Origin of the sequence: Herbaspirillum sp. GCM10030257 (assembly GCF_042666555.1) — a bacterium.
Taxonomy (GTDB): Bacteria; Pseudomonadota; Gammaproteobacteria; order Burkholderiales; family Burkholderiaceae_D; genus Noviherbaspirillum.
This window is the reverse complement of the sequence record NZ_JBHTDH010000024.1, coordinates 21,504-43,291: the sequence shown is the minus strand read 5'-3', so window position 1 is coordinate 43,291 and position 21,788 is coordinate 21,504. Positions and strand designations below refer to the sequence as shown.

21 protein-coding genes are annotated in these 21,788 nt (G+C 61.6%); 2 read left to right on the top strand and 19 right to left on the bottom strand.

The features are described 5' to 3' along the window. Window position 1 precedes the first annotated feature (1 nt). The gene (locus ACFQUU_RS23710) at window positions 2-799 is read right to left on the bottom strand and encodes a TIGR03084 family metal-binding protein (RefSeq protein ID WP_382250590.1); all 798 of its coding nucleotides are present in this window, start codon (window positions 797-799) and stop codon (window positions 2-4) included. A gap of 23 nt (window positions 800-822) precedes the next feature. Then, window positions 823-1,605, bottom strand: a complete 783-nt coding sequence (locus ACFQUU_RS23705; protein ID WP_382250589.1) for an enoyl-CoA hydratase-related protein — start codon at window positions 1,603-1,605, stop codon at window positions 823-825. A 411-nt stretch (window positions 1,606-2,016) separates the two neighbouring features. Here ACFQUU_RS23705 and ACFQUU_RS23700 point away from each other — a divergent pair, with 411 nt between their 5' ends. Beyond that, on the top strand, window positions 2,017-2,673 hold the full coding sequence (locus tag ACFQUU_RS23700; RefSeq protein ID WP_382250588.1) for a hypothetical protein: 657 nt from the start codon (window positions 2,017-2,019) through the stop codon (window positions 2,671-2,673). Between the two features lie 99 nt (window positions 2,674-2,772). Next, on the top strand, window positions 2,773-3,153 hold the full coding sequence (locus ACFQUU_RS23695) for a hypothetical protein (RefSeq protein ID WP_382250587.1): 381 nt from the start codon (window positions 2,773-2,775) through the stop codon (window positions 3,151-3,153). Window positions 3,154-3,258: 105 nt separating this feature from the next. Here ACFQUU_RS23695 and ACFQUU_RS23690 read toward each other — a convergent pair whose 3' ends face one another. The 17 genes from ACFQUU_RS23690 to ACFQUU_RS23610 all read right to left on the bottom strand — a co-directional run bounded on the left by ACFQUU_RS23690 (window position 3,259) and on the right by ACFQUU_RS23610 (window position 21,721). Further along, entirely contained in the window at window positions 3,259-4,251 is a 993-nt protein-coding gene (locus tag ACFQUU_RS23690; RefSeq protein ID WP_382250586.1) for an NADPH:quinone oxidoreductase family protein, read from the bottom strand. Continuing rightward, window positions 4,248-5,471, bottom strand: coding sequence for an acyl-CoA dehydrogenase family protein (locus ACFQUU_RS23685; RefSeq protein ID WP_382250585.1), 1,224 nt, complete (start codon window positions 5,469-5,471; stop codon window positions 4,248-4,250). Before ACFQUU_RS23685 ends, ACFQUU_RS23690 begins: the two co-directional genes overlap by 4 nt. 14 nt (window positions 5,472-5,485) lie before the next feature. Continuing rightward, window positions 5,486-6,265, bottom strand: a complete 780-nt coding sequence (locus ACFQUU_RS23680) for an SDR family oxidoreductase (RefSeq protein ID WP_382250584.1) — start codon at window positions 6,263-6,265, stop codon at window positions 5,486-5,488. Between the two features lie 51 nt (window positions 6,266-6,316). Then, entirely contained in the window at window positions 6,317-7,996 is a 1,680-nt protein-coding gene (locus tag ACFQUU_RS23675) for an AMP-binding protein (RefSeq protein ID WP_382250583.1), read from the bottom strand. Next, entirely contained in the window at window positions 7,996-8,385 is a 390-nt protein-coding gene (locus ACFQUU_RS23670; protein ID WP_382250582.1) for a DUF6285 domain-containing protein, read from the bottom strand. Before ACFQUU_RS23670 ends, ACFQUU_RS23675 begins: the two co-directional genes overlap by 1 nt. Beyond that, a complete protein-coding gene (locus ACFQUU_RS23665) occupies window positions 8,378-9,379 on the bottom strand; it encodes a phosphotransferase family protein (RefSeq protein ID WP_382250581.1) in 1,002 nt (333 codons plus the stop codon). Before ACFQUU_RS23665 ends, ACFQUU_RS23670 begins: the two co-directional genes overlap by 8 nt. Continuing rightward, the gene (locus tag ACFQUU_RS23660) at window positions 9,376-10,233 is read right to left on the bottom strand and encodes a MaoC family dehydratase N-terminal domain-containing protein (protein WP_382250580.1); all 858 of its coding nucleotides are present in this window, start codon (window positions 10,231-10,233) and stop codon (window positions 9,376-9,378) included. Before ACFQUU_RS23660 ends, ACFQUU_RS23665 begins: the two co-directional genes overlap by 4 nt. Continuing rightward, the gene (locus ACFQUU_RS23655) at window positions 10,230-11,048 is read right to left on the bottom strand and encodes an SDR family NAD(P)-dependent oxidoreductase (protein ID WP_382250579.1); all 819 of its coding nucleotides are present in this window, start codon (window positions 11,046-11,048) and stop codon (window positions 10,230-10,232) included. Before ACFQUU_RS23655 ends, ACFQUU_RS23660 begins: the two co-directional genes overlap by 4 nt. A gap of 2 nt (window positions 11,049-11,050) precedes the next feature. Then, window positions 11,051-11,818, bottom strand: coding sequence for a glucose 1-dehydrogenase (locus ACFQUU_RS23650; protein ID WP_382250578.1), 768 nt, complete (start codon window positions 11,816-11,818; stop codon window positions 11,051-11,053). Beyond that, window positions 11,796-13,133: a hypothetical protein gene (locus ACFQUU_RS23645; RefSeq protein WP_382250577.1), complete on the bottom strand. Its 1,338-nt coding sequence runs from the start codon at window positions 13,131-13,133 to the stop codon at window positions 11,796-11,798. The genes ACFQUU_RS23650 and ACFQUU_RS23645 overlap by 23 nt, the downstream gene beginning before the upstream one ends. A gap of 119 nt (window positions 13,134-13,252) precedes the next feature. Then, window positions 13,253-14,392 carry a branched-chain amino acid ABC transporter permease gene (locus ACFQUU_RS23640; protein WP_382250576.1) on the bottom strand — a complete coding sequence of 380 codons (1,140 nt, stop codon included), beginning with the start codon at window positions 14,390-14,392 and terminating at the stop codon, window positions 13,253-13,255. Window positions 14,393-14,400: 8 nt separating this feature from the next. Then, window positions 14,401-15,429, bottom strand: a complete 1,029-nt coding sequence (locus tag ACFQUU_RS23635; RefSeq protein WP_382250575.1) for a branched-chain amino acid ABC transporter permease — start codon at window positions 15,427-15,429, stop codon at window positions 14,401-14,403. 12 nt (window positions 15,430-15,441) lie between these two features. Continuing rightward, on the bottom strand, window positions 15,442-16,176 hold the full coding sequence (locus tag ACFQUU_RS23630; RefSeq protein WP_382250574.1) for an ABC transporter ATP-binding protein: 735 nt from the start codon (window positions 16,174-16,176) through the stop codon (window positions 15,442-15,444). After that, window positions 16,169-16,969 (bottom strand): ABC transporter ATP-binding protein, encoded by an 801-nt coding sequence (locus tag ACFQUU_RS23625; RefSeq protein WP_382250573.1) that lies wholly within the window; start codon window positions 16,967-16,969, stop codon window positions 16,169-16,171. The genes ACFQUU_RS23630 and ACFQUU_RS23625 overlap by 8 nt, the downstream gene beginning before the upstream one ends. A gap of 66 nt (window positions 16,970-17,035) precedes the next feature. Next, window positions 17,036-18,238 carry a substrate-binding domain-containing protein gene (locus ACFQUU_RS23620; RefSeq protein WP_382250572.1) on the bottom strand — a complete coding sequence of 401 codons (1,203 nt, stop codon included), beginning with the start codon at window positions 18,236-18,238 and terminating at the stop codon, window positions 17,036-17,038. A gap of 64 nt (window positions 18,239-18,302) precedes the next feature. After that, the gene (locus ACFQUU_RS23615; RefSeq protein WP_382250571.1) at window positions 18,303-19,847 is read right to left on the bottom strand and encodes a long-chain fatty acid--CoA ligase; all 1,545 of its coding nucleotides are present in this window, start codon (window positions 19,845-19,847) and stop codon (window positions 18,303-18,305) included. Between the two features lie 302 nt (window positions 19,848-20,149). After that, complete coding sequence (locus ACFQUU_RS23610) at window positions 20,150-21,721, bottom strand: long-chain-fatty-acid--CoA ligase (protein WP_382250570.1); 1,572 nt, start codon at window positions 21,719-21,721, stop codon at window positions 20,150-20,152. Window positions 21,722-21,788 lie beyond the last annotated feature (67 nt).

The window sequence follows — 21,788 nt, the reverse complement described above, 5'->3', positions numbered from 1 at the left end:
CTCAATAACGGACCGCGCGCACTCCCGGCGCCGGCCCATCGGCCGGGGGGCCGGCGAAACACTGGGCAATCGGCAGCCATTCGGCGCCGGCTCCCGCGTATTCGAGACCGGTATCGCGCACGTTGCGCCGCTGCGTGACCACCAGGCAGAAGTCCTCCGCGCTGCCGCGCACATAGTCGGTGTCGGAGGGAGCGTTCCATGTCCACGCCCCCCTGTCTGGCGTCTGCAGCACAATGTACGGCGCAACCGGGGGCACCGGCAACTTGCGGTTGACGAAGGACCAGCCAAAGGTGGTAGCACCGATATGGGCTATATGACGCAGGCGGCCGTTGAGCGGACGGCGCGCCGGCACGCTGTCATAGACATCCTGGCCGTGCGCCCAGGTCTCCATCAGGCGCGCGGTCGCGAAGGAACGCGCGCTCATGGTCGGGCCGTACCACGGCAGGCGTGCCTTCGGATCGAGTTCAGCCAGTGCCGCCACCAGCGCTTGGTAACGCTCGCGCCAGACCTGCAGCAGCTGTGCGCCGTCAAGGTGGCCAAAGCGTTCACGGGCGATCTGGCTGATTTCCTTTCCGCTTTCCTGTTCGGCCATCAGCTTCCTGGTATCGGCGGCGAAAGCTTCGGCATCGGTCGCTGCGAACAGGCCAGTCTCGTCGAAGTAGCAGAGGTGGGCAATCTCATCCCATGGCGTCCAGCCATAGAATTGCGTCCTGCGCTGCCACTGCTCCGGACTCAGCGTGGCGCACAGCGCGGCAAGTGCATCGTACTCAGCCTGCAGATCTGCGCAAAGGTCTTTCATCCTGTCTCCTGATGCTCTCGTGTTCAGTAGCCACGGAATACCGGGCTGCGTTTTTCCATGAAGGCGCGCACACCTTCGCGGCCATCCTGACTGCCGGCGCTGGCGATCATATAACGTTCTTCGAGTGCCAGCTGCTCCTGCAGGCTGCGCGTAACGGCACAGTCGACCAGCTGCTTGATGCGTCCGAAGGACGCAGTGGCACCAGCGGCCAGCCGAGCCGCCAGTGCATGCGCCTCCTCGGCCAGCCGTTCGTCGGGATGAACCGCGTCAACCAGTCCGAACGCGAGGCATTCCTCGGCGCTGACGGGCTGGTTGAGGAAAAGGATGCGCTTGGCCTGGGCGGCCCCCGCGCGACGCGCCAGTTGCCACGATGCACCGAGGTCCGGCGACAGGCCGATAGCGGAGTACCCGCCGCGCAGCTTCATTGATTGCGCCGCCAGCACGATGTCCCCGCACAGCGCAAGTCCAATACCTCCGCCGCCGACCGGGCCGTTGAGCGCGGTGATGACAGGACAGGGAAGCTCCGCCAGTTGCGACACAGCTGCATGCAGCCGGGGTATGCCCGCCTGCATCTGCGCGGGCAGGTCGGTGGTTTGCAGCATTTCGGCGATATCGCCGCCGACACAAAACATTCTGCCGCTGCCGGTGAGCAACACCGCGCGCACACCATCTCGTACCGCGAGCTTGTCGACGACTGCGGCAAACGCGATACCAAAGGCCTCGTCAATGGCATTGCCGGCATCAGGACGGTTCAGCGTAATGATGGCAACGCCGTTGCGCAGGTCGCACAGCACGGGATCGGACAAATTTCACTCCTTCTAATGGTCGCAGCCAGCATACCTCCCGGAATGAGCGCGGTCTTGCGTCAAATGGCTACGCTGCACGCAGGCTAGACAAGACCGCGTACCACCGTGATGTATGCCCCGTACCTGCGCTTACTCTGTCTACCGGCGTCACTTTATGGAATGCCACGAAGATTGAAAACTGTGCCAGGTGTGAGGAGAATTACTGTCACAGAATGTGAAAAGCGACGGTTCCTGTACTCGGCGAAGTAACAAAGAGATGATTCTGAAATTTCCCATGGAGTCCATATAAGCGCTGTCCGTATAATTAGGGATATGTTGAACGTCGCTTTTCAAACCAACAACTTGGAAACGGGACCTGTCCGTACATGCCGGAAGTTTGGTGCCCGCATAAGTAATTAGGTATGGTGGTAAATGAAAAAAGCAGCCGCGAAGCGTAAGGAGTCTCTAGTTGAACCGCAAAGCCCGGCGCCGAATCCATATGCCATGGCCGTCTTAACAGCGGTGTTAGCGGGTTTGTTCGCCGTAATCGGAGGCTACTTTACTTCGGCTTTCCAAGCTCGACATGCAATCGCACAAAAGCAACTCGAATACCGTGTCGCAGCATACAGTTCGCTCCTTGACAAAACAAATCTTAACAACGCACAGGCTATCAGTCAGATTCTGAATATTGGCCAAATGGCTGACCATATAGCTACTGATGGGGAAATTCAGGCTTTCGAAGACCGAATTGCAGACCTTCTTAAAAAGCAAGGTACCCACGACCTGTATTTGCAGTTAAGCGCTGACCTGAACCTGTTCCGGCTGCATGGTTCTGGTCGCGCGCAGAGAACTTGTGACGACCTCTTAAAGGCGTTAATGCTGAGAGATTTTGAAATTGACTGGAAAATCTATCCACCGGACGTAGGGGAATATCATGAGAAATGGAAGACTGCGCTGGAAAACGGGACTGCGTATGGATGGGAAGAACGAGTTTCGTCCGACGAGAGGTTAATGGTTATTACGATGGCTAAGCTTACTCAGTTGCTTATTCGGCAGTTGAAAGAAGAAATACATGGAGCAGCGGTCTAAGAGCTGAAAATAGAAAATAGCATTTTATTTGGTCATAACTTGTTGTTCGACACCGACGAACAGGCTCGCCGGTAGACCTGACGTTAAGCATCAACGGAAATGAAATCCAAGATATTTGCCATTGTTCCCTCGCTGTTCTTCATTGCAGCTGTCGCCTGGAACCTTACTTCAGTCAGCTGGCGCAGCGATCCAGTCTCGTATTTGCTGGGTGGCGCGTTGATTGCTAGCCCTTTTGCCGTTTTGGCCATCGCCCACCTCACAATTGCAAAACGATGGCGTAGTCATGCCTTTCTGCTATCGGGCAACGTGTTTGTTGCCTTTGCAGTTTGGTTGGCTTCTTTCTTGATGCGATGGTTTCAGTCTGGATGGTCAGGAATTGCTTTCTTTTCCGTACTTCTGTTCTGTCTGGGCGCGACTTGGGCCGCAGGCGGGTTGGCGTTTCGTGATAAGCACAATGAGCCTGACTTGGAATTGGATTAGGACGTAGTCACGTGTCACATGCTTTTACTATTCGCATCACCCGGCAACTCTGCCGGGCTGCCTATGCCGGAAAGAAGCTCGCATAGCCTGCATGAAAGCGACATGTCATCCACTCTGTACCGAACCGGGCAGCAGTACGATCTTGCCGGTCGCCTTGCGCGCCGCAACCTCGGCCAACGCTTGCGCTGCCTGTTCCAGCGGATAGCGTTTCGAGATGTAGGGGCGCACCTTCCCTTGCCTAAACCATCCAACCAGTTCCCGCGTTAGCGCCGCCGCGCGTTCCGGTTCGCTGCGCAGGAAGCCGCCCCACCATACTCCGACAATTGAACAGCCCTTGAGCAGCGTGAGATTGAGCGCGATCTTGGGAATTTCACCTGCAGTAAAGCCGATGACCAGAAAGCGACCATTCCAGGCCATGCTGCGCAGCGCGGCTTCGCTGTAGCTTCCTCCCACCGGGTCGTAGACGACGTCGACCCCACGTCCGCCAGTGAGATCCTTGATGCGCTGGCGCAGGTCTTCCCGGCTGTAATTGATGACCTCATCAGCGCCGCGTTCCCGGCACAGGGCGAGCTTGTCGTCGCTGGACGCAGCCGCGATGACGCGTGCGCCGAGCAGTTTGCCCATCTCAACCGCCGACAGGCCGGTGCCGCCGGCGGCACCGAGCACCAGCAGGGTCTCACCCGGCCGAAGGACTGCGCGCACCTGCAGCGCGTAATGGGTGGTTCCATAAGCGATCAGGAATGCCGCCGCATCGGCAAAGTCGATGCCCTCCGGAAGCGGAAACGTGTCCTCCTCCCGCGCCAGCGTCTGCTCGGCATAGCCGCCGTAGCCCGGCACCGCGACCACCCGGTCGCCGGGCCGAAAGGCGCGTACACCCTCACCCACCGCCTGCACGATACCGGCCACCTCGGCACCGGGAGAAAACGGCAGATCGGGCTTGAGCTGGTAGCGGTTCTCGATGATTAAAGTATCCGGGAAGTTAACGCCGGTGGCACGCACCGAGATCACGACCTGGCCCGGCCCCGGCTGCAAGGACGGGACGTCTTCCAGCACCAGCGCCTCGGGCGGACCATATTGCTTGCACAGTACGGCCTTCATTGCCGTGCTCCTGCTGCAACCCCGTACTGCTTGACCAACTGCTTTGCCACCGCCGCCAGGTGCACCTGATCGGGCCCGTCGCCGATACGGATGAAGCGCGCGTACACATAGGCTTTTGGAAGGAAGGTGTCTTGCGACACACCCATGCCGCCATGGACCTGGATGGCGCGGTCGATCACGCGCGCGGCCATGCTAGGCACGACGATCTTGGCGGCGGCGATCAGATCCTTGGCCGCCTTGTTGCCCTCGCGGTCCATCTTGTCCGCCGCCTGTAGTGTCAGCAAGCGCGCCTGCTCCAGCTCACACCAGGAATGCGCGATGTCTTCGCGCACCGATCCCTGTTCCGACAGTCTGCGGCCGAATGCCACGCGCGACTCGGCGCGTGCGCACATGCTTTCGAGCGCGCGCTGCGCGACGCCAATCAGGCGCATGCAGTGATGGATGCGCCCCGGCCCCAGCCGCCCCTGGGCAATCTCGAAGCCGCGCCCTTCGCCCAACAGAATATTGGACGCGGGAACACGGACGTCGTCATACACGATCTCCGGATGGCCGAGCGGCGCATCGTCATAGCCGAACGCCGTGATGTCGCGCACGATCTTTACGCCCGGGGTGTCCTTTGGCACCAGGATCATCGACTGCTGCTTGTGCACGTCGGGATTGTCGGGATCGGTCTTGCCCATGACAATCAGCACCTTGCAGCGCTTGTTGAGTGCACCCGAGGTGAACCATTTGCGGCCGTTGATCACATACTCGTCGCCGTCGCGCCGTATCTCGCAGCGTATGTTGGTCGCGTCACTTGATGCGACTTCCGGCTCGGTCATCGAGAACGCGGAGCGGATATGGCCGTTGAGCAGCGGCTCCAGCCAGGTTTTTTTCTGCTCGGCATTGCCGAAGAGCGTGAGGATTTCCATGTTGCCGGTGTCCGGCGCCGAGCAGTTGAACACTTCGGACGCCCATTCGACGCGGCCCATGATTTCAGCTAAAGGCGCGTACTCTAGGTTGCTAAGGCCCGCGCCATGATCGCCGGGCAGGAACAGGTTCCATAGTCCTGCCTCGCGCGCCTTGACCTTCAGTTCTTCCATCAGTGCAACGGTGTCGTATCGGTCGCCGGAAAACACCTGATCGTAATAGGCCAGTTCGGCCGGGTAGATATGCTGCTCCATGAATGCGCCCAGCTTGTCCTGCAGGCTGCGCACCTTGCTGCTGTGCTGAAAATCCATTGTGTTCTCCTCGGTCAGGACTTTGTCGATGGCTGTTGCTGCTGGTAGCGCCGCATGCCCTTGAGCCAGCGGTCATAGTCCGCGCCCTTGCGGCGCATGTATTCGAGCACATCGGGATGCGTCAGGATCAGGAAACGTTCCGCATCGATTCCCTGGACGATTGCTTCAGCGGCTTCCTCCGGCTCGACCGCGGCGGCGAGCAGCGCGGGCTGGTCGACCTCGCTCACGCTGCCAAGCAGCATATTGGTGCGCACGCCCATCGGGCAGAAGCAGCTGACCTTGATGCCACGATCGCCGTAGGTGATCGACAGCCATTCCGCAAACGCCACCGCGCCGTGTTTCGTGACGGCATAGGAGGCATCGGAAATCGACAGCAGACCGGCTGCCGAAGCGGTTTGCAGCAAATAGCCTTCGCCGCGTTCGAGCATGTGCGGGACCACCGCCCGCGCCGCATACACATGCGCCATCAGATTGACCGACCACGCCTTTTCCCAGTCGGCATCGGATGATTCCAGCCCCTTGCCAATCGATACCCCGGCGTTGGAGCAGAAAAGGTCAATGTGTCCATAGGTCGCCACCGCGCGCTCGACCAGTTCCGCGAGTTCCTGCTCCCTTGCCACATTGACCGCAATCCCCATGCCGCCGATTTCCGCCGACACCCGGCTGGCGGCCTCGCCGTCAAGATCGGCCACCACCACTGCCCGTGCACCCTCGGCTGCGAAGCGGCGCGCCATGGCGGCGCCGATTCCGTTCCCGCCGCCCGTAACGACGACCACCTTGTCCCTGATCTTCATGTGCTGTCCTTTTCTCCAAATCATGTCCGGCGGCAGTTGCCGCCTTGTGTTTCAGCTTGTAGCTGGTGCCGCGTCGATACGCGCTGCTTCGGCCGCGAACATTTCACGCAGCCTGAACTTCTGTACCTTGCCCGAAGGCGTGAGCGGAAACTGCTCGACCACGCGCAGGTACCTGGGAATCTTGTAACGGGCGATGCGGTCATGCAGGCGTTCGCGCATCTGTTCGGCGTTCAGCGACGCTCCCGGTTTCAGGCGTACGTATGCGCATACTTCCTCACCGTAGCGGGGATCAGGCACGCCGACCACATTGGCATCGGTGATCTCTTCCAGCGTCAGCAGGGCTTCCTCGATCTCGCGCGGCGAGATATTTTCCCCGCCACGGATGATCATGTCCTTGGCACGGCCGCTGATCCACAGGTAGCCGCGCTCATCCATGTGTCCAAGGTCGCCGGTACGCAGCCAGCCATCGTCCGACAGTGCGTCGCGCGTAGCTTGCGCATTGCCGAAGTAGCCCTTCATCACTAGCCAGCCGCGCGTGCGCACCTCGCCTGTCTGGCCCAGCGGGACTCTGGTTCCGCCGGCGTCGACCAAGTCCACTTCGGCCGCCGGAAGTGGTTGCCCGCAACTGCCCATCTGCAATTCTTCCGGGTCATACGGTGCGCTCTGGGTGATGATTGGAGAGGCTTCGGTCAGGCCATAGGTGATCGAACAGCGCGCGCCGTAGCGCACATGCCAATGGCGCAGCAGTTCCACTGGCACGGTGGAGCCACCGGTGATCACGCGCTCCAGGCTGCCAAGGTCCAGGCCTTCGCGGTCGGCCGCTTCCTCCAGCGCAATCAGCATTGTTGGCACGGCACTCAGCACGTTAACGCGCTCGCGCGCGATGGTACGGGCCACCCGGTCCGGCTCGAAGGTGACTATGGGATATTGCGTGGTCCCGGACGCCAGTGCACCCAGGGTAGCGATGACACAGCCGCCGCAATGAAACAGCGGCATCGGGTTGACCCAGCGGCTGCCCTCGCTAAGCGCCGCGCGCTGTGCGAACAGGCGGCCGTCGTTGACCACGCCCCGGTGCGTCAGCTCTGCACCTTTCGGAAAGCCGGTCGTGCCCGAAGTGAACTGTATCTGCACGGTGTCGCGCGCCGAGACGCCCATCCGGCGCTGCTCGAGGGCCTCTTCACTTACTGTTGCGGCGCCGGCCAGCCAGTCGGTCCAGGCAATCCCGTTGTCGTCCGGCGCATTGCCAATCGCCACGCGCAAACGCAGTGAGGGTGCTTCACGTGCGGCCTCGTCAAGCATCGTCCACAGCGACGCGCCGCGATTCTCCGGCAGGGCGAAACAGGCGCACGCGCCCGCAGTGCGCAGGATGTAGGCGACTTCGCCGCTGCGCAGCAAGGGATTGATCGGCACCAGTACCGCGCCGCAGTAGGCCGCGCCGAATTCCAGCAGCAGCCATTCGGGCAGATTGGTGGCCCATAGCGCCACCCGGTCGCCAGGGCCGATACCCGACGCCATCAGGGCCCGGGCAACGACGCGGCTGCGCTCGCGCAGTTCGGCAAATGACCAGCGCAGCGAGAGTCCACGGTCCTCGTATGCGACATAGGCCAGGCCATCCTGGTCCGGCCATCTGCGCGCTGCCTCGTCGAGCAGGTCGCCGACCGTCATCTCCTGCAACAAAGCAGCCTCATCGGCGGCCGGTATCCAGTGCGATACACCATTTTCCACAGGCATTACTGTCCTCCTTCCGGGTTGTGTTGTTGTAGCCGCTGGTATGTCGAGTAGCTTGGCTGGTCCACCGCGAGTTTGGCCAGGCCGGTGCGCAGCAAATGCGGCATCAGGCCCGGGGTGTGCGCATTGACTTCACCACGCGCGATGCGCGCACACAGCTCGCGGTTGAGTGCGTCCAGGCCACCTTCGCTGCCAAGCAGGTCCTGCAGGCTGGCACGCTCCTGCGCATCCGCCTTCGAGCCCAGTTCGATTTCTCGCCTGACGATCTCAAGCAGGCTGATGGCGACCCGAGCATGGAAGGCCGTCAGCCCCTCAAGGCGAGGCAGCGCATCGTTGCGCAGGAAGTCGGTAACGGCCTGGATCAGTTCCGGTGCCGAGGGTTGTTCAGACATACTGTCCTCCATCGCGGATCAGGCACAAAAGATCGATCTCCGCCTCCGAGGCGCGGCGCCCGACCGCGGCGCGTTCAACCGTGCGCACGTCGCCGCTTTGGTACGAAAGTGCCATCGATTCGCAGATGACGCCCCACTTCAGCGTTCCCAGCACCTCCCAGAAGCGCACCCGCGCCTGGTCGACAATGCCGCCCGCCGACTCATAGCCGGAGAACAACTCCTCCCGCGTGCCGAAACCACCCACCGGCAGTTCCCGACCGTAGCGCCAGGAATTGACGCACATCCAGCCCAGGTCTTCCATCGGATCACCAAAGTGGGCGATCTCCCAATCGAGCACACCGCACAGCCCTTTCTCGTCGACCATGATGTTGCCGTTGCGGAAGTCGCCGTGGACCAGCGTGCTGCGCACCGCGCTTTCCGGCACGCGTTGCTGCAGCCATTGCAAGGCAAGTTCGAACACCGGCCGCGGCGCGCCCACGGTGTCGTGACGCTTTCTGTAATACGCCACCTCCTCGCGTGCGCCGCTTGCCCGCAGCGGCGGCAATTGCGCAGGATCGAGGGCATGGATCCGGGCGAGCGCCTGTCCGCATTGCCAGGCAAGGCAGGTACGGGCCTGCGCATAGCGGTCGTCGCGCAGGATGCGCCGCGAGTTGGCCTCTCCCGCGATGCGCGACATCACGTAGCCTTCTCCCAGCCCGTCCTCGGGCAGCAGCACGCCTGCCACGCGCGGCACCGGTACGCCGGAGCGAACGACCTGTTCAAGCAGGCGTGCTTCCGTTTCCAGGCCGATTGCTTCTGCCGGCGGCGCGGAACCCGGCGGTGCACGGCGTAGGATCAGGGGAATGCGACCATTGCTGGTGGCCGCGTCAAACGACCAGGTTTCCTGGCTCGCCCCGCCTGGCAAGGCGCGCAAGTCATGGATGCCGTCGGCCTCAGGCATCAGCCGGCCGACCAGCGCGCCTAGGCGCGGCGCGAGGATCTCGTCCTGCCTCAAGGCGTATTCCTCGTCGGGCGGCTGCTGAAGACGGCTTCCATTGCCATGCCACCCGCACTAGCTTCGGTCCACAAAGTCAGGTTGTCACCTTCCTGGCTGCCGACGTGGACCGTGACCGGAGCACCGAGGAACAGCGGCGCGCGTGCCCGAAAACGCGCATGCGCAAGCGGGCGCTCCGGATGCCGGGCGCGATAGCTTTCCGTCAGCAGCGTCGCCTGCAAGGGGCCGTGCACGACCAGTCCCGGATAGCCACCGACCTTGCGCGCGTAGTCGAGGTCGTAGTGAATGCGATGGGAATTGAAGGTCAGCGCCGAGTAACGAAACAACACCGCCTCATTGACCAGCCAGGACCGCTTGCCCGCGGACACGGGCGCATCAGGCACGGCAGCCGTGCCGTCGCTCGCGCCGAGAAACACCGCATGCGAACGCTCGATCACCACCGGCTGCCGGTCCTGCTCGTAGCGGTGCTCCCAAGTGACGAATACCATGGGGCCGCGTCGGCCCGACTTGAAGCGCATCTCGGCGATGGCCGAACGCTTGCTCGTTTCTACCCCTATGCGCAAAGGCCGCAGGAACTCGAACTCGGCACCGGCCCACATCACTTGCTCCAGCGGGATCGGGGGCATCAGCGCGCCGGCGCGCGGCGCACCATCCCCGCCGAGCTGATCCGAGGGCGTGTTATTAGGGAAGTACAGCCAGTGCCAGAGTGGTGGCAGGGTATCGCTGGGGTGCAGCGCCGCAGGCAGGCTGAGCGTGGCCGCAAGCGACCTGGCCGGGATCGGGCTGAGCACTTCGACCGCCGTTTCGCTGCGCCCGATCCATGACTGCAGGGCTGAAAGTTCTTGCTCGGTCATGGCTGACCTCCGGTCTGTCCAGCGGCGATTGCAAGCCTGCGCTCCACCTCACGGCTGCTGCCTAACACGGTCGGACACAGGCGCGAGCCACCGTCGACATCTATCTCGGCGCCGTTCACATAAGCTGCCTCCTCGCTACACAGGAAGGCCACGACGGCGGCAATTTCATCGACGGTGCCGGGGCGGCGCGCTGGCGTCATGCTCATTGTGTAATCCATGATGGTGCGCGGCAGCCGGGCCACTGCGGGAGTGGCGATCAGTCCGGGCAGGACGGCATTGCAGGTGATGCCGCTGGCAGCGTATTCCAGGGTCACGTTCCGCGTAAGTCCCAGTAGACCGGACTTGGACGCCGAATAGCCTCCCTGGCGATACAGGCCGCCGCGGGCGGCAGCGGAAGAAATGTTCACGATGCGGCCCCAGCCACGCGCCGCCATTCCGGGCAGCACCGCCCGGATCAAGTTGAATGGTGCGGTGAGATTGACGCCGATCTCGCGCGCCCACTGCTCGTCTTCCACGCGCTCCAGCGGCGCGATGGTGGCAGTCAGGCCTGCGTTATTAATCAGGCAGTCGATCGCACCGAGTCGGGCAGTGGCAGTGGCGAGGGCATCACGCACCTGGACAAAGTCGGACACGTCCACGCGCAGTGCGAGCGTCTGCACGCCGGTACCGGCAAGGGTACCGGCCGTCTCGTCGACGGTATCATTGACATCCAGAAGCACAAGGTGAGCGCCTTCGACTGCCAGCCGCCGTGCGATGGCGCGACCGATCCCGCCGCCGGCACCCGTTACAAGCGCCACTTTTCCGTGGAACCGCATGACTACATCAGGCCGACGGTCATGCCACCGTCGACCACAAGGTTGTTCCCGGTGACATAGGCCCCGGCGTCCGAACACAGGTAGGTCACCGCATAGCCGATTTCCTCTACCTTGCCGAGCCGTCCAAGCGCTGTCTTGTCGAGTATCTTCCTCTGCGTCTGCTCGTCAAAGGCGTCGGCAAGTTTGGTCGGAAACACGCCCGGGAGGATGGTGTTGGCCCGGATGTTGTCACGCCCGTATTCCAGCGCGAACGAACGGCTCATGCCGATCAGCGCGGTCTTCAGCGTCGAATACAGGCTGAGCATGCGGTCAGGGTGGAGCGCCGCCACCGACGCAATGTTGACCATGCTGCCGCCGCCGTGGGTCTTCATCAGCTTGGCGGCTTCGGCCGACATGAACCAGTAGCCGCGCAGCGACACCTCCACCGTCTTGTCGAACAGGCCGACGTCCGTGTCTTCAATCGTGCGCCACGGGCTCAGCACCGCGTTGTTCACCAGGATGTCGAGCCTGCCGTAGTGCTCGCCGATATGGCTGTACATGGCGCTGATATCCTCCATGCGGCCGATGTGGCAAGCCTTGCCTTCCGCTTTCAGACCCTGCTCGCGAAAGCTTGCCGCCACCTGATCGCACTGGTCCTGCTTGCGGCTGCTGATGATGACCTCGGCGCCCTGTTCGGCCAGCACGCGGGCGGTGCCCTCGCCAATGCCCATCGTCGAGCCGGTGACCAGCGCGACCTTTCCGGTCAGGTCAAAGGGATTCTTTTTCTGCATCGTGGACTCCTTGTGATGGTGGGTGCGCGCCCGCTCCTGCGTTGCTCATGCCGACCTGCTCGCGCAGGGCCGGGTCGCAACGGCGCTGCGCGGCCTTCTTGTATGAAAACTGCCGGCAAGCCTGGCCGGGCTGCATCTGCGCGTGCCCGTCGATCATGAAAAAAAGCGGCCCGCCCTTGAGCTGGGCCCGATTCGATGCCGCGCAGTGGGTGCAATAGGTTGGCGCGTCACGGCGGTTGAAGTTGATGTTGTGCGGCGATTCCATCTTTGCCGCCAGCGGTTCGCCGTAATGGAACATGTCACGCCACATTTCACCGCGCAGCAGGCGCCCGCCGCTGCCGCAGGGATCTAGCCGGAAGACGAAGCGGTCGTCTTCCTCATGGATGGTGAAGTCGGCGCAGTGGTAGTTCCAGGTGCGTGCGATTTCGCGCACCAGTTCTTCGTCGCCCATTGCTTCGTAACGGGAAAAGCCCGCGACGAACGCCGGCTCATAAGTCTGGGCCAGGAGCTCATCCAGATAGTCCGGGCCGCCGAGTTCAAGCGCGACGTTGTAAAAGTATTCCAGGCATACGACACCGAAATCGTGCCATGGCTTCCAGTCCTTGCGCTGACCGCGCAACAGTGGTTCGACATCGGTGTTGCCCGCATCCAGCGCTTGTTCGATACGCCGCACCAGCGTCCTGGACAGGTCAGCCAATTCATCCGAGGCGAACAACTGTTCTCTGCCCTGCTTTTGGATGTGCATCCGGCAATGTCCGTCTTCACCCTTTTCGGTGGTCCACACCGGCGCGCCCAGCTCATCGTTTAACGCATGCTGGCATGACTTGCACAGCTGGCAGAATCCGGAAACGCCATCGCTCCAGCCTGCGTACCAGGCGGGATACTTGACGGTAGTGCCCTGCCTCTCCAGCCGGCCGCCGCTACCGCAGGGCGCAAGGTCGACCACCACCTCTTCCGCCGTTTCCGTTGCGTTGAGCCTGGCGCCGCCCTGATGCTTGTAGACCGCGATCAGATCGGTGATCGCGGCTTTCTCTTCGCCTGCCTGAAACTGGCGCACCCAGGTCTGCATCAGACAGGAACCGATGCGGCGCAACGCGTCGCGTGTTTTTTCTTCGCCGAAATCCTGGCGCAACTTGCCGACCTTGCGCGCCAGCGTATGGGCAGAGAGTGCGTCCAGACCCGCCTGTCCCTGCTCCATCTGACCGAGCAACTCCCGCGCCCGCACGATATCGCCCGCCGCCAGCGCCTCAATTGCGTGTTCCTCGAACGGCCGCGCAATGTCGGCCAGGTGTGCATCGGTGAATTGCCTTGCCATCGAAGGTTCCTGCTAAAGATTCAAGGGCGAGCGTCGCGCGACATCAAGCCCGCCCAACACTAGGTTCGTGGAGCTATTGCTCATGTTGGGGAAACTGTGTGGCCATTACTGCGGCTATTTCAGGCAGCCGGTAAAGAACTCGATGAAGAGGTTTCGGTCCTGACCACCTGCTCCGCTACCTTCGCTTTTTCGTTGGTTGCAGCCCGCCTCTCGCGCAGCTTGCCCACGATGCCGGTCGGGAAAAAATAAACTGACAGCACGAACAGCACGCCCAGCCACAGCATCCAGCGATCGGGATGGAATAGGTTTTCCAGAACGGGTATTCCTTCGAGGGATGAGCTGACCTGTTTCATGCCAATCTGCAGGTAGTTTTCCGCCACCACGAACAGCGTAGCGCCGACTACCGCGCCGTACAGCGTGCCCATTCCCCCGATGACGCTCATGAGCAGGATGTTCATCATGATGGCGAAGCTCACTGTGGTTTGCGGGCCGACGTGATGCAACCACAACGCCATCAGGGCACCGGAGCAGGTCGCGATGGCAGCGGCAATGCAGTTGGCAAGCGTGCGATAGAACATCACCCGATAGCCGATCGCCTCCGCCCGGAACTGATTCTCGCGCAGCGCCTGAATCACGCGTCCGAACGGTGAATTCACGATGCGCAGCATGACCAGAAACAAGGCGATCACGGTCAACAGGATCAGATAGTAGGTAATCAGCCTGCCATTGATCACCGCGCCCAACACTTCTTCTTCCACCAGGCGGAACCCCGGGCTCAGCACTTCCGGTACTTCGAAGCCATGTCCGTCCTCCCCCCCCGTAATGCCAGAGAGCTTGATCACCATGACCGAAAAGGCGCTGGCCACGGCAAGCGTGATCATGGTGTAGTAAATGGCTTGCACTCGCAGGGCGAAGGCGCCGATGGCCAGCGCCAGGATGACTGACACTGCCAGCCCGGCGACCAACCCAATCAACACCGCGCCCCAGCCCGAGCCGAGCGCATTGAGCGAGATGGCGATGCCGTACGCGCCGATCGCATAGAACATGCCATGCGCGAAAGACACGATGCCGGTGTAGCCGAGCACCAGGTCGTAGGACGCCACCAGCAGGATGAAAATGCAGATCGTGGCGGCCGTGTTGAGTGGACGCACACCGTTGACCACGAACGGCAGCACCGTCAGTCCGACCACAATGGCAACCAAGATCACCGAAAGGATGCGGCTGCGGGGGAAGTCCCCGGAAAGCAGGTTGTTGAGCATGGCTTGTCCTATCGCTTGGCAACGGGATAGAGTCCCCGCGGGCGCCACATGATGATGGCGACCATCAGGAGGATGTCGGTGAGGGGCGCCCAGGTAGGTGCCAGAAAGCCGACGTAGTTGGTTACCAAGGCCAGCGCGAGCGCACCGATGAAACAGCCTCCGACCGATCCCATGCCGCCAATGACGATGACGATCAGGACACGCACCAGCACCTCCGATCCCATCGCTGAGGTGACCGTAATCTGGTAAAGGCCCCACATCAGGCCGCCCATGCCGGCCAGTGCGGAGCCGACCATGAACACGCCGACGAACAGATGGCGCACGCGATAACCAAGTGCTTCTACCATTTCCCGGTTTTCCACCCCGGCGCGAATAAGCAGCCCGGCCTTGGTGCGGTTCAGTACTGCATACATCGCCGCGAATACCAGCAGACCTAGCACGACGATGATGAGACGGAACTTCTCTATGGCGACGCCCCCCACTACGTAAGTGCCGACAAATGCCTTGAGTTGCGGCATGGTCACGTTCTGCGGTCCCCACAGCACCAGGATCATCTGCTCGGCCACGATCATGCCGCCCATGGTGATCAGGATCTGTTTCAGGTGCAGGCCGTAGACCGGCCGGATGACGATTCTTTCGAACACCAGTCCCAGCACGCCGGTAACGAGCATGGCGACCACCAGCGCCGCCAGCAGGACGCCGAGGTTGAGCAGGACAGAGTCAGCCTGCAGCCATGCGCGCATCGGAAACAGCACCAGCGTGCCGACGAAGGCACCGATCGAAACAAAGGCTCCGTGGCCCAGATTAAGCACATCCATCAGGCCAAATACCAGGGTCATGCCGCTGGCCATCAGAAAAATCATCATGCCCATGGCCAGGCCGGCAACCGTCAGAGTGACCCATGACGGGAAACTGCCGATTACCGGCAGCGCGACGGCCATGGCGCCAAGCAGCAGCCAGATCGGCCACAGATCGACGCGTACCCGCGGCAGCTCGGCGGCGGAGATGGCGGAAATTGATTCGGAAGTAGCGCTCACCACGATTCTCCTTCAGTGTTCGGTCAGGCTGAGCCCGAGCAGGCGTTCCTGCAGATCCGGGTCTGCGGCAAGCGCGGCCATGCTACCGGCATGAACGACGTGGCCGTCATCCATCACCGCCACCGTATCGCCGAGGTTGCGCACGAAATTGAAATTTTGTTCCACCAGCAGAATGGTGGTGTCCGTGGCCTTGAGCTGCTGCAGCGCCTCCATCAGATGCTGCACGATGGCCGGCGCCAGTCCCTTGGTCGGCTCATCGATAAGTAACAGCTTGCGTGGTTCAATCATGGCGCGGGCAATCGCGACCATCTGCTTCTGCCCGCCCGAGAGATTTCCCGCGGGACTCTCCCAAAACCGTTTGAGGGCGGGGAAGATGCCGAAGATCCAGTCCAGCCGACCCTCATCCATCCTGCCCGCGCGTGCCGCCAGGTACAAGTTCTCGCGTACGGTGAGATCCGAAAAGATGGCCATGTTTTCGGGAACATAGGCGATGCCACTTCTTGCGATGTCTGGCGTAGCCGCCTGTGTGATGTCCCTTCCATCGAAACGCACGGTGCCGCGGCTGGCCTTCCACATGCCGACGATGGTGCGTAAGGTGCTGGTCTTGCCAGCGCCATTGCGTCCCAGCAGGACGGTCATCCCGGTGCGCGGCACGACCAGATCGACTCCCTGGAGAATATGGTACTGACCGACATGCATGTGCACGCCGGACATCTGCAGAAGAATTTCATTGGAGGTTTCAGGCATGGGCGGCCACCTTGGTTCCGAGATAGGCTTCTTTGACGATGGCAGAAGCCATCACTTCGCCCGGCCGTCCGTCCGCCACCAGGCAGCCGTTATGCAGCACCACGATGCGGTCGGCCAGAGAGCGGATGACGTCAAGCTTGTGTTCGACCAGTAAAATTGTCTTCCCCTTCTGTTCCCTGATCTTCTGGATCAGGCCGAGAATGACCGGCACTTCATCAACGCTCATGCCGGCAGTCGGTTCGTCGAACATGAACACGTCGGATTCAAGCGCCAGCAGAATGCCCACCTCAAGCTTGCGCTGGTCGCCGTGCGAGAGCGACGAGGCCAACGCATGCCGCTTCTCGTACAGTCGTACCTCGTTCAGGCAATGGTCGCCCCGTTCGATCAGCTCGGTGTGGCGCGACCACATGGTTCCGAGGCTGACTCCCTTGCCGTACCGGCTTTGTACCGCCAGCCGGACATTTTCCAGCACGGACAGCCCTGGAAACAGATTGGTCAGCTGGAAGCCGCGTCCCATCCCGCGCTGCGTGCGGTTCGACGGCGGCAGGCGCGTGACGTCCTCGCCCTTTAGAAGGACCGTGCCTGATGAAGGGCGCAACTGGCCGGAAATCAAATTGAAGTAGGTTGTCTTGCCAGCGCCGTTCGGCCCGACGATCGCGGTCAGTGTGCCGGCATGGAAGGCGGCGCTGACTTCGCTGACGGCGACGTGGCCGCCGAAACGGATGGTCAGCCCGCTTGTGACCAGCGTTGGCTGCGGCGCGTTAGGCTCGTCAGGGAGAGTACTCTGGTTCATGTTCACTTGGGATCTAGGTGCGGTGGGGGGGCCGCCGCACGCCATTGGCATGCGGCGCAGCAAGAATCAGCTGCCGTTGCGCTTGTGAATCGGCACCGGCATTTCCGTCACCGGGATTTCACGGACAAGTTCAAGCAAGTCCCATTCGTTCTGCGCGGTCTTCTTTGTGCGGAAGTGATACTGCACCTGCATGCCCTGATGGTCTTCCTTGCGGAAGGTGATCGGCCCTTTCGGTGTTTCGAAGGTCATGCCTTCCATTGCCGCGATCAGCTTGTTGGTGTCAGTCGAACCTGCCTTGCGGATGCCTTCGATTGCGGCGGAAATGGCTGCAAAGCCGCCGGCGGTGAAAAGATCTGGCGGAACCTTGTAACGCTTCTGGTGCTCGGCGACCAGCCAGTCGTTCATCTTGTTTTTGGGGAAGGCGTAGTAGTAGAACGTTCCTCCTTCGACATCCAGGCCCGGCCAGTTCTTCATGTAATCGAGACTGGCACCACCGACCGAACCAATCTGTATCCCGTAACGCTCAGGACCCATGTCAGCGATCTTTTTGATCGGATTCGGCGCGCCCCAGACGATGTACAGTTTCTTCGGTCCCTGCTTGTCCTTGAGCGCGTCGACAATGCGCTGGAAGGACGCGGTGAAGTCGCTGGTGGACAAGGGAATGTATTCCTCGTGCACTACCTTTGCATCGCTCTTGATCGCTGTCAGCGCGTCCTTGAAGGACTTGACGCCGTCACGGCCATACACGTAATCGGGAGCAAGAAACGCGATGTTGGCGCCCTTGCCGGCGGTGACAGCGGTGGCAAGCGCATCCTGAAAGGAATTGCGGCTGGCGCGGAACACGTAGCGATTGGACTTTTCGCCAGTGATGGAGTCGGCGATCGCCGGCTCGGCGATGAAGACCTTGCGGTATTCGGCCGCTACCGGCATCATCGCCAGCGCACCGCCTGACCAGCTGGTACCGATGGCGATGTCGGCCTTGTCGTCGCCATAGGCTTCTGCCAGCAATGCCTTGGAAAGTTCCGGCTTGAACTGGTCATCCTTGACGATCAGTTCGACCTTGCGGCCGTTGACCATCATGGTGTTATTGGTCAGGTATTCCAGTCCCAGGCGCACGCCCCGCTCGGTGTCGCGGGCGAAACTTTCGGAAGGCCCGGTCTTGCTGGCGATGAGCGCGATCCGGATTGGCGCGCTGCTCTGCGCTTGCGCCACCCAGGCTGCAGACATGGCCGCGACAGCGCCGATGGTTACTACAATTGATCTAAACATCCTTGTCTCCTTGTCGATAAATTGCGGCCGCCGGCGGCGAGCCGAGTAGGGCACCGCTGCACTGTTATTCCGGCACTGCTTGCCTGAACTGCTCGCGCAGCCGGTATTTCAAGACTTTCCCGGTTGGATTGCGGGGCAAGGCTGGCACCAGCCGAAGCTGGCGCGGAACTTTGTAGCGCGCCAGCTTGCTGGCGGCGAATGCCTGCAGTTGTTCGAGGCTCAGTTCGGCGCCGGGCTTAAGAGCGGCCACCGCGACCACGGTCTCGCCCCACTTTTCGTCCGGTTCTCCGATCACGGCAACCTCGGCAATAGCTGGATGCTCGTACAACACGCTCTCGACTTCGGCGGGATACACGTTCTCGCCCCCGGAAATCACCATGTCCTTGACCCGATCGCAGATGGTGTAGAAGCCGTCCTCGTCCATGTAGCCGATGTCGCCGGTGCGGAACCAGCCGTCGTCGTCGATCGCGTCACGGGTGGCGTCGGGGCGATTCCAGTAGCCGAGCGTCACGTTCATGCCGCGCACGCATACCTCTCCCCTGACATGCGGTTTGGTGATGGGCTTGCCTTCGGTGTCGATCAGGCGCATGCGGGTGAGAATCGGCGGCTTGCCGACCGATCCCATCTTTTCCCAACACCATTCCGGTGTGAGGAAGCTGGCCATGGCGGCGGTCTCGGTCAGGCCATAGCCCTGATTGACCGCAATGCCGCGCTCATTGAACAGTCGCAGCAGCGCTTCTGGGCAGGGCGCACCGCCGACCATGACAGACCGCACGGAAGACATGTCGGCCTGTTCGAAGTCCGGATGCTGGCTGATGAACAGCAGCATGGCCGGCACCGCGAACATCAGGTTGACCTTGTATCGGGCCACGTCGGCGATCACCCTTGCCGGATCGAAGGTCGGGTGCAGTACCACATGGACGCCCTTGAGCAGGCAGCTTAGGGTCAGGACGTTGAGGCCCCCAACGTGGAATAGCGGCGCATAAGTGAGCAGCACGTCGCTGCTCATGATATCCAGGGCGACCAGTTCGTTGACGTTGTTCCACCAGATATTCCCGCAGGTCATCATCGACCCTTTCGGGCGACCGGTCGTGCCGGAGGTGTACATCAAGACCGCAATGTCGTCGTCAGTAAGCTCCGCCGCCTCGCGCAACGGGTCTATGTTTTCCATGGCGCGCCTGACGTCTGGCCAGGCTGCGGCCTCGATGCCGAAGCCATAGAAGCACGTGCACCCGAGTGCCGCGCGCACCGGTTCGATGACGGGCTGGTGGTCGGGACCGACGATGAGCGTATGCACGCCGGCGTCATTGATAATGAATTCGAGTTCGGCGCCTGTGAGCCTGAAGTTGAGCGGCACGAAGATCGCACCGAGCCTGGATGCCGCAAACAGGCTTACCAGGAACAGCGGATGATTGAATGCGAGGAAACCCACCCGGTCGCCGCGACCGATGCCACCCTGCCGCAGGACCGCAGCCAGCCGGTCGATCTCGCCGACGAATTCGCCATAGGTCCATGTCCGTTCCTGGAAGGTCAGCGCCTTGCGCTGCGGGGCGCGGTCTGCCCTCTCGGTGATCCATTGGCCAAGCGCTATTGCAGGTCTCACTTGCATTCTTGTCTCCAGTGGGATGCAGCATTGCGGCTTATGGTGCCGCTTATGTGTTGCTGTCTTGAAGGCAGGTTACCGACGCTTGCGCATAACTGTCTTGCGTAAACGTGCTAAACATCGCGTGGTTTATCTTGCATCGGGTGCTCGCGGTTTCATGCCGTTCGGTATGCATTATTCGACAGCCGAAAAAAGGCCCGCATGCGCGACGAGCGAGCGGGCCAAGAGACAAACGTTGTGACAGCACCGGGGCGATGCGTAGGACTTGGATGGATGACTTGGATACAAGCCCTGTGCGGTGATCCGGGTCAGCCGACCTGCCGCTCGATACCCTTCCAGTAAGGCTCGCGCAGGATGCGCTTGAGCAGTTTCCCCGAGGGATTGCGGGGCAGCGAGGAGACGATGTCGACCGACTTCGGGCATTTGTAATGCGCAAGGCGCTCGCGGGTGAAGTTGATGATTTCGCGGGCGTCAGCGCTCAGCCCTGGCTTGAGGACCACGCATGCCTTGACGGCCTCGCCCCATTTTTCGTCGGGCACGCCGATCACCGCGCACTCCGCCACCGCCGGATGATACGACAGCGCGTTCTCCACTTCGGCGGGATAGATGTTTTCCCCGCCGGAAATGATCATGTCCTTGATGCGGTCGTGGATGTACAGGTAACCGTCGCGCAGATAGCCGGCGTCCCCTGTGCGCATCCATCCGCCACGCTCGTCACGCCCCTGCGGGAAGACGTCATCCGTTGCCTTGCGATTACGCCAGTAACCCTTCATGTTGTGCAAGGCGCGCACCCAGATCTCTCCGACTTCGCCGTCCCTGGCGTCTTCGAGCGTGCCGGGGTCGACGATGCGCAGATCGACGCTGCGGATCGGCTTGCCCGCCGAGCGCAGCAGATGCGCGCGCGGGCCACCCGGATCGTGGTCCCCGGGTGACAACGCGGTCAGCGTGCCGGCCGCCTCAGTCATGCCGTATATCTGAAGCAAGCCACAGCGGAAAACGCGCTGCGCGTCGATCAACAGCTTCTCCCCGGCCGGCGAGCCGCCGTACGCGATAAGCTTGAGTGAGGAAAAATCCGCCTGCTCGACACCGGGTACCTGCAACATGAAAAGCACCATGGCCGGTACCAGGAACGTATGGCTGACCCTGTGCTCGCTGATGGCAGCGATGACACGGGCTGGATCGAAATCAGGCAGCAGCACGTTACGCCCGCCCTCGATCAGCGGCATGAAAGCGCTGTTGATCCCGGCGATATGGAAGATCGGCAAGGCATTGAAAAAGACCGAACGCTCGCCATCGAACCCGGTATTTTCTGCATACAGCTCATTCATCAGGATCAGGTTTGCATGGGTCAGCTCGATGCCTTTGGGCAGCCCCGTCGTGCCCGACGAAAACAGTTGCAGGGCGGTGTCTTCCGGACGCCCGTCAGCCCCGGTGTCCTCGGGACTGAATTCGGCGCGCCAGTCGGCAAAGACAGGCAGCTTGGAGCCGGAATCGGTGGCGACAGTCAGGCGCAGCGCGGGTACCGAGATGCGCGCAACGGCGTCCTGGAAAACCTGATCCACCATTAAAAACTTCGCTTCGCCGTTGTTCAGTACATATTCGATCTCTGGTGGTGCCAGGCGCCAGTTGACCGGCATGCCGACCGCGCCGATCTTGCAGGCGGCCATCAGCAGCACCACGGCTTCCTCGGTCTGCCTGGTCAGGCAGGCCACGCGGTCACCGGGGCCGATGCCGAGACTGGCGAGCCCCTGTGCCACCCGGTTGGATTCGGCATGAATGTCGGCAAACGTCCAGATACGTTCCGGTGTAATGAAGGCGGTGGCGTCGGGGCGTTCCCTGTACTGGCGGCGCACTGCTTCTGTGAGCGTCGTATCGCGCATATTGTCTCCTCGTCTCTTTATAACCAGTCATCCTGCGTCTGCGTGCAGGTGGTATTAACCGGATCAG

Coding starts and splice junctions, on each gene's coding strand:
- ACFQUU_RS23710 (WP_382250590.1), bottom strand. CDS start 799: ATGAAAGACCTTTGCGCAGATCTGCAGGCTGAGTACGATGCACTTGCC.
- ACFQUU_RS23700 (WP_382250588.1), top strand. CDS start 2,017: ATGAAAAAAGCAGCCGCGAAGCGTAAGGAGTCTCTAGTTGAACCGCAA.
- ACFQUU_RS23695 (WP_382250587.1), top strand. CDS start 2,773: ATGAAATCCAAGATATTTGCCATTGTTCCCTCGCTGTTCTTCATTGCA.
- ACFQUU_RS23690 (WP_382250586.1), bottom strand. CDS start 4,251: ATGAAGGCCGTACTGTGCAAGCAATATGGTCCGCCCGAGGCGCTGGTG.
- ACFQUU_RS23685 (WP_382250585.1), bottom strand. CDS start 5,471: ATGGATTTTCAGCACAGCAGCAAGGTGCGCAGCCTGCAGGACAAGCTG.
- ACFQUU_RS23680 (WP_382250584.1), bottom strand. CDS start 6,265: ATGAAGATCAGGGACAAGGTGGTCGTCGTTACGGGCGGCGGGAACGGA.
- ACFQUU_RS23675 (WP_382250583.1), bottom strand. CDS start 7,996: ATGCCTGTGGAAAATGGTGTATCGCACTGGATACCGGCCGCCGATGAG.
- ACFQUU_RS23670 (WP_382250582.1), bottom strand. CDS start 8,385: ATGTCTGAACAACCCTCGGCACCGGAACTGATCCAGGCCGTTACCGAC.
- ACFQUU_RS23660 (WP_382250580.1), bottom strand. CDS start 10,233: ATGACCGAGCAAGAACTTTCAGCCCTGCAGTCATGGATCGGGCGCAGC.
- ACFQUU_RS23655 (WP_382250579.1), bottom strand. CDS start 11,048: ATGCGGTTCCACGGAAAAGTGGCGCTTGTAACGGGTGCCGGCGGCGGG.
- ACFQUU_RS23650 (WP_382250578.1), bottom strand. CDS start 11,818: ATGCAGAAAAAGAATCCCTTTGACCTGACCGGAAAGGTCGCGCTGGTC.
- ACFQUU_RS23645 (WP_382250577.1), bottom strand. CDS start 13,133: ATGGCAAGGCAATTCACCGATGCACACCTGGCCGACATTGCGCGGCCG.
- ACFQUU_RS23640 (WP_382250576.1), bottom strand. CDS start 14,392: ATGCTCAACAACCTGCTTTCCGGGGACTTCCCCCGCAGCCGCATCCTT.
- ACFQUU_RS23630 (WP_382250574.1), bottom strand. CDS start 16,176: ATGCCTGAAACCTCCAATGAAATTCTTCTGCAGATGTCCGGCGTGCAC.
- ACFQUU_RS23625 (WP_382250573.1), bottom strand. CDS start 16,969: ATGAACCAGAGTACTCTCCCTGACGAGCCTAACGCGCCGCAGCCAACG.
- ACFQUU_RS23620 (WP_382250572.1), bottom strand. CDS start 18,238: ATGTTTAGATCAATTGTAGTAACCATCGGCGCTGTCGCGGCCATGTCT.
- ACFQUU_RS23615 (WP_382250571.1), bottom strand. CDS start 19,847: ATGCAAGTGAGACCTGCAATAGCGCTTGGCCAATGGATCACCGAGAGG.
- ACFQUU_RS23610 (WP_382250570.1), bottom strand. CDS start 21,721: ATGCGCGATACGACGCTCACAGAAGCAGTGCGCCGCCAGTACAGGGAA.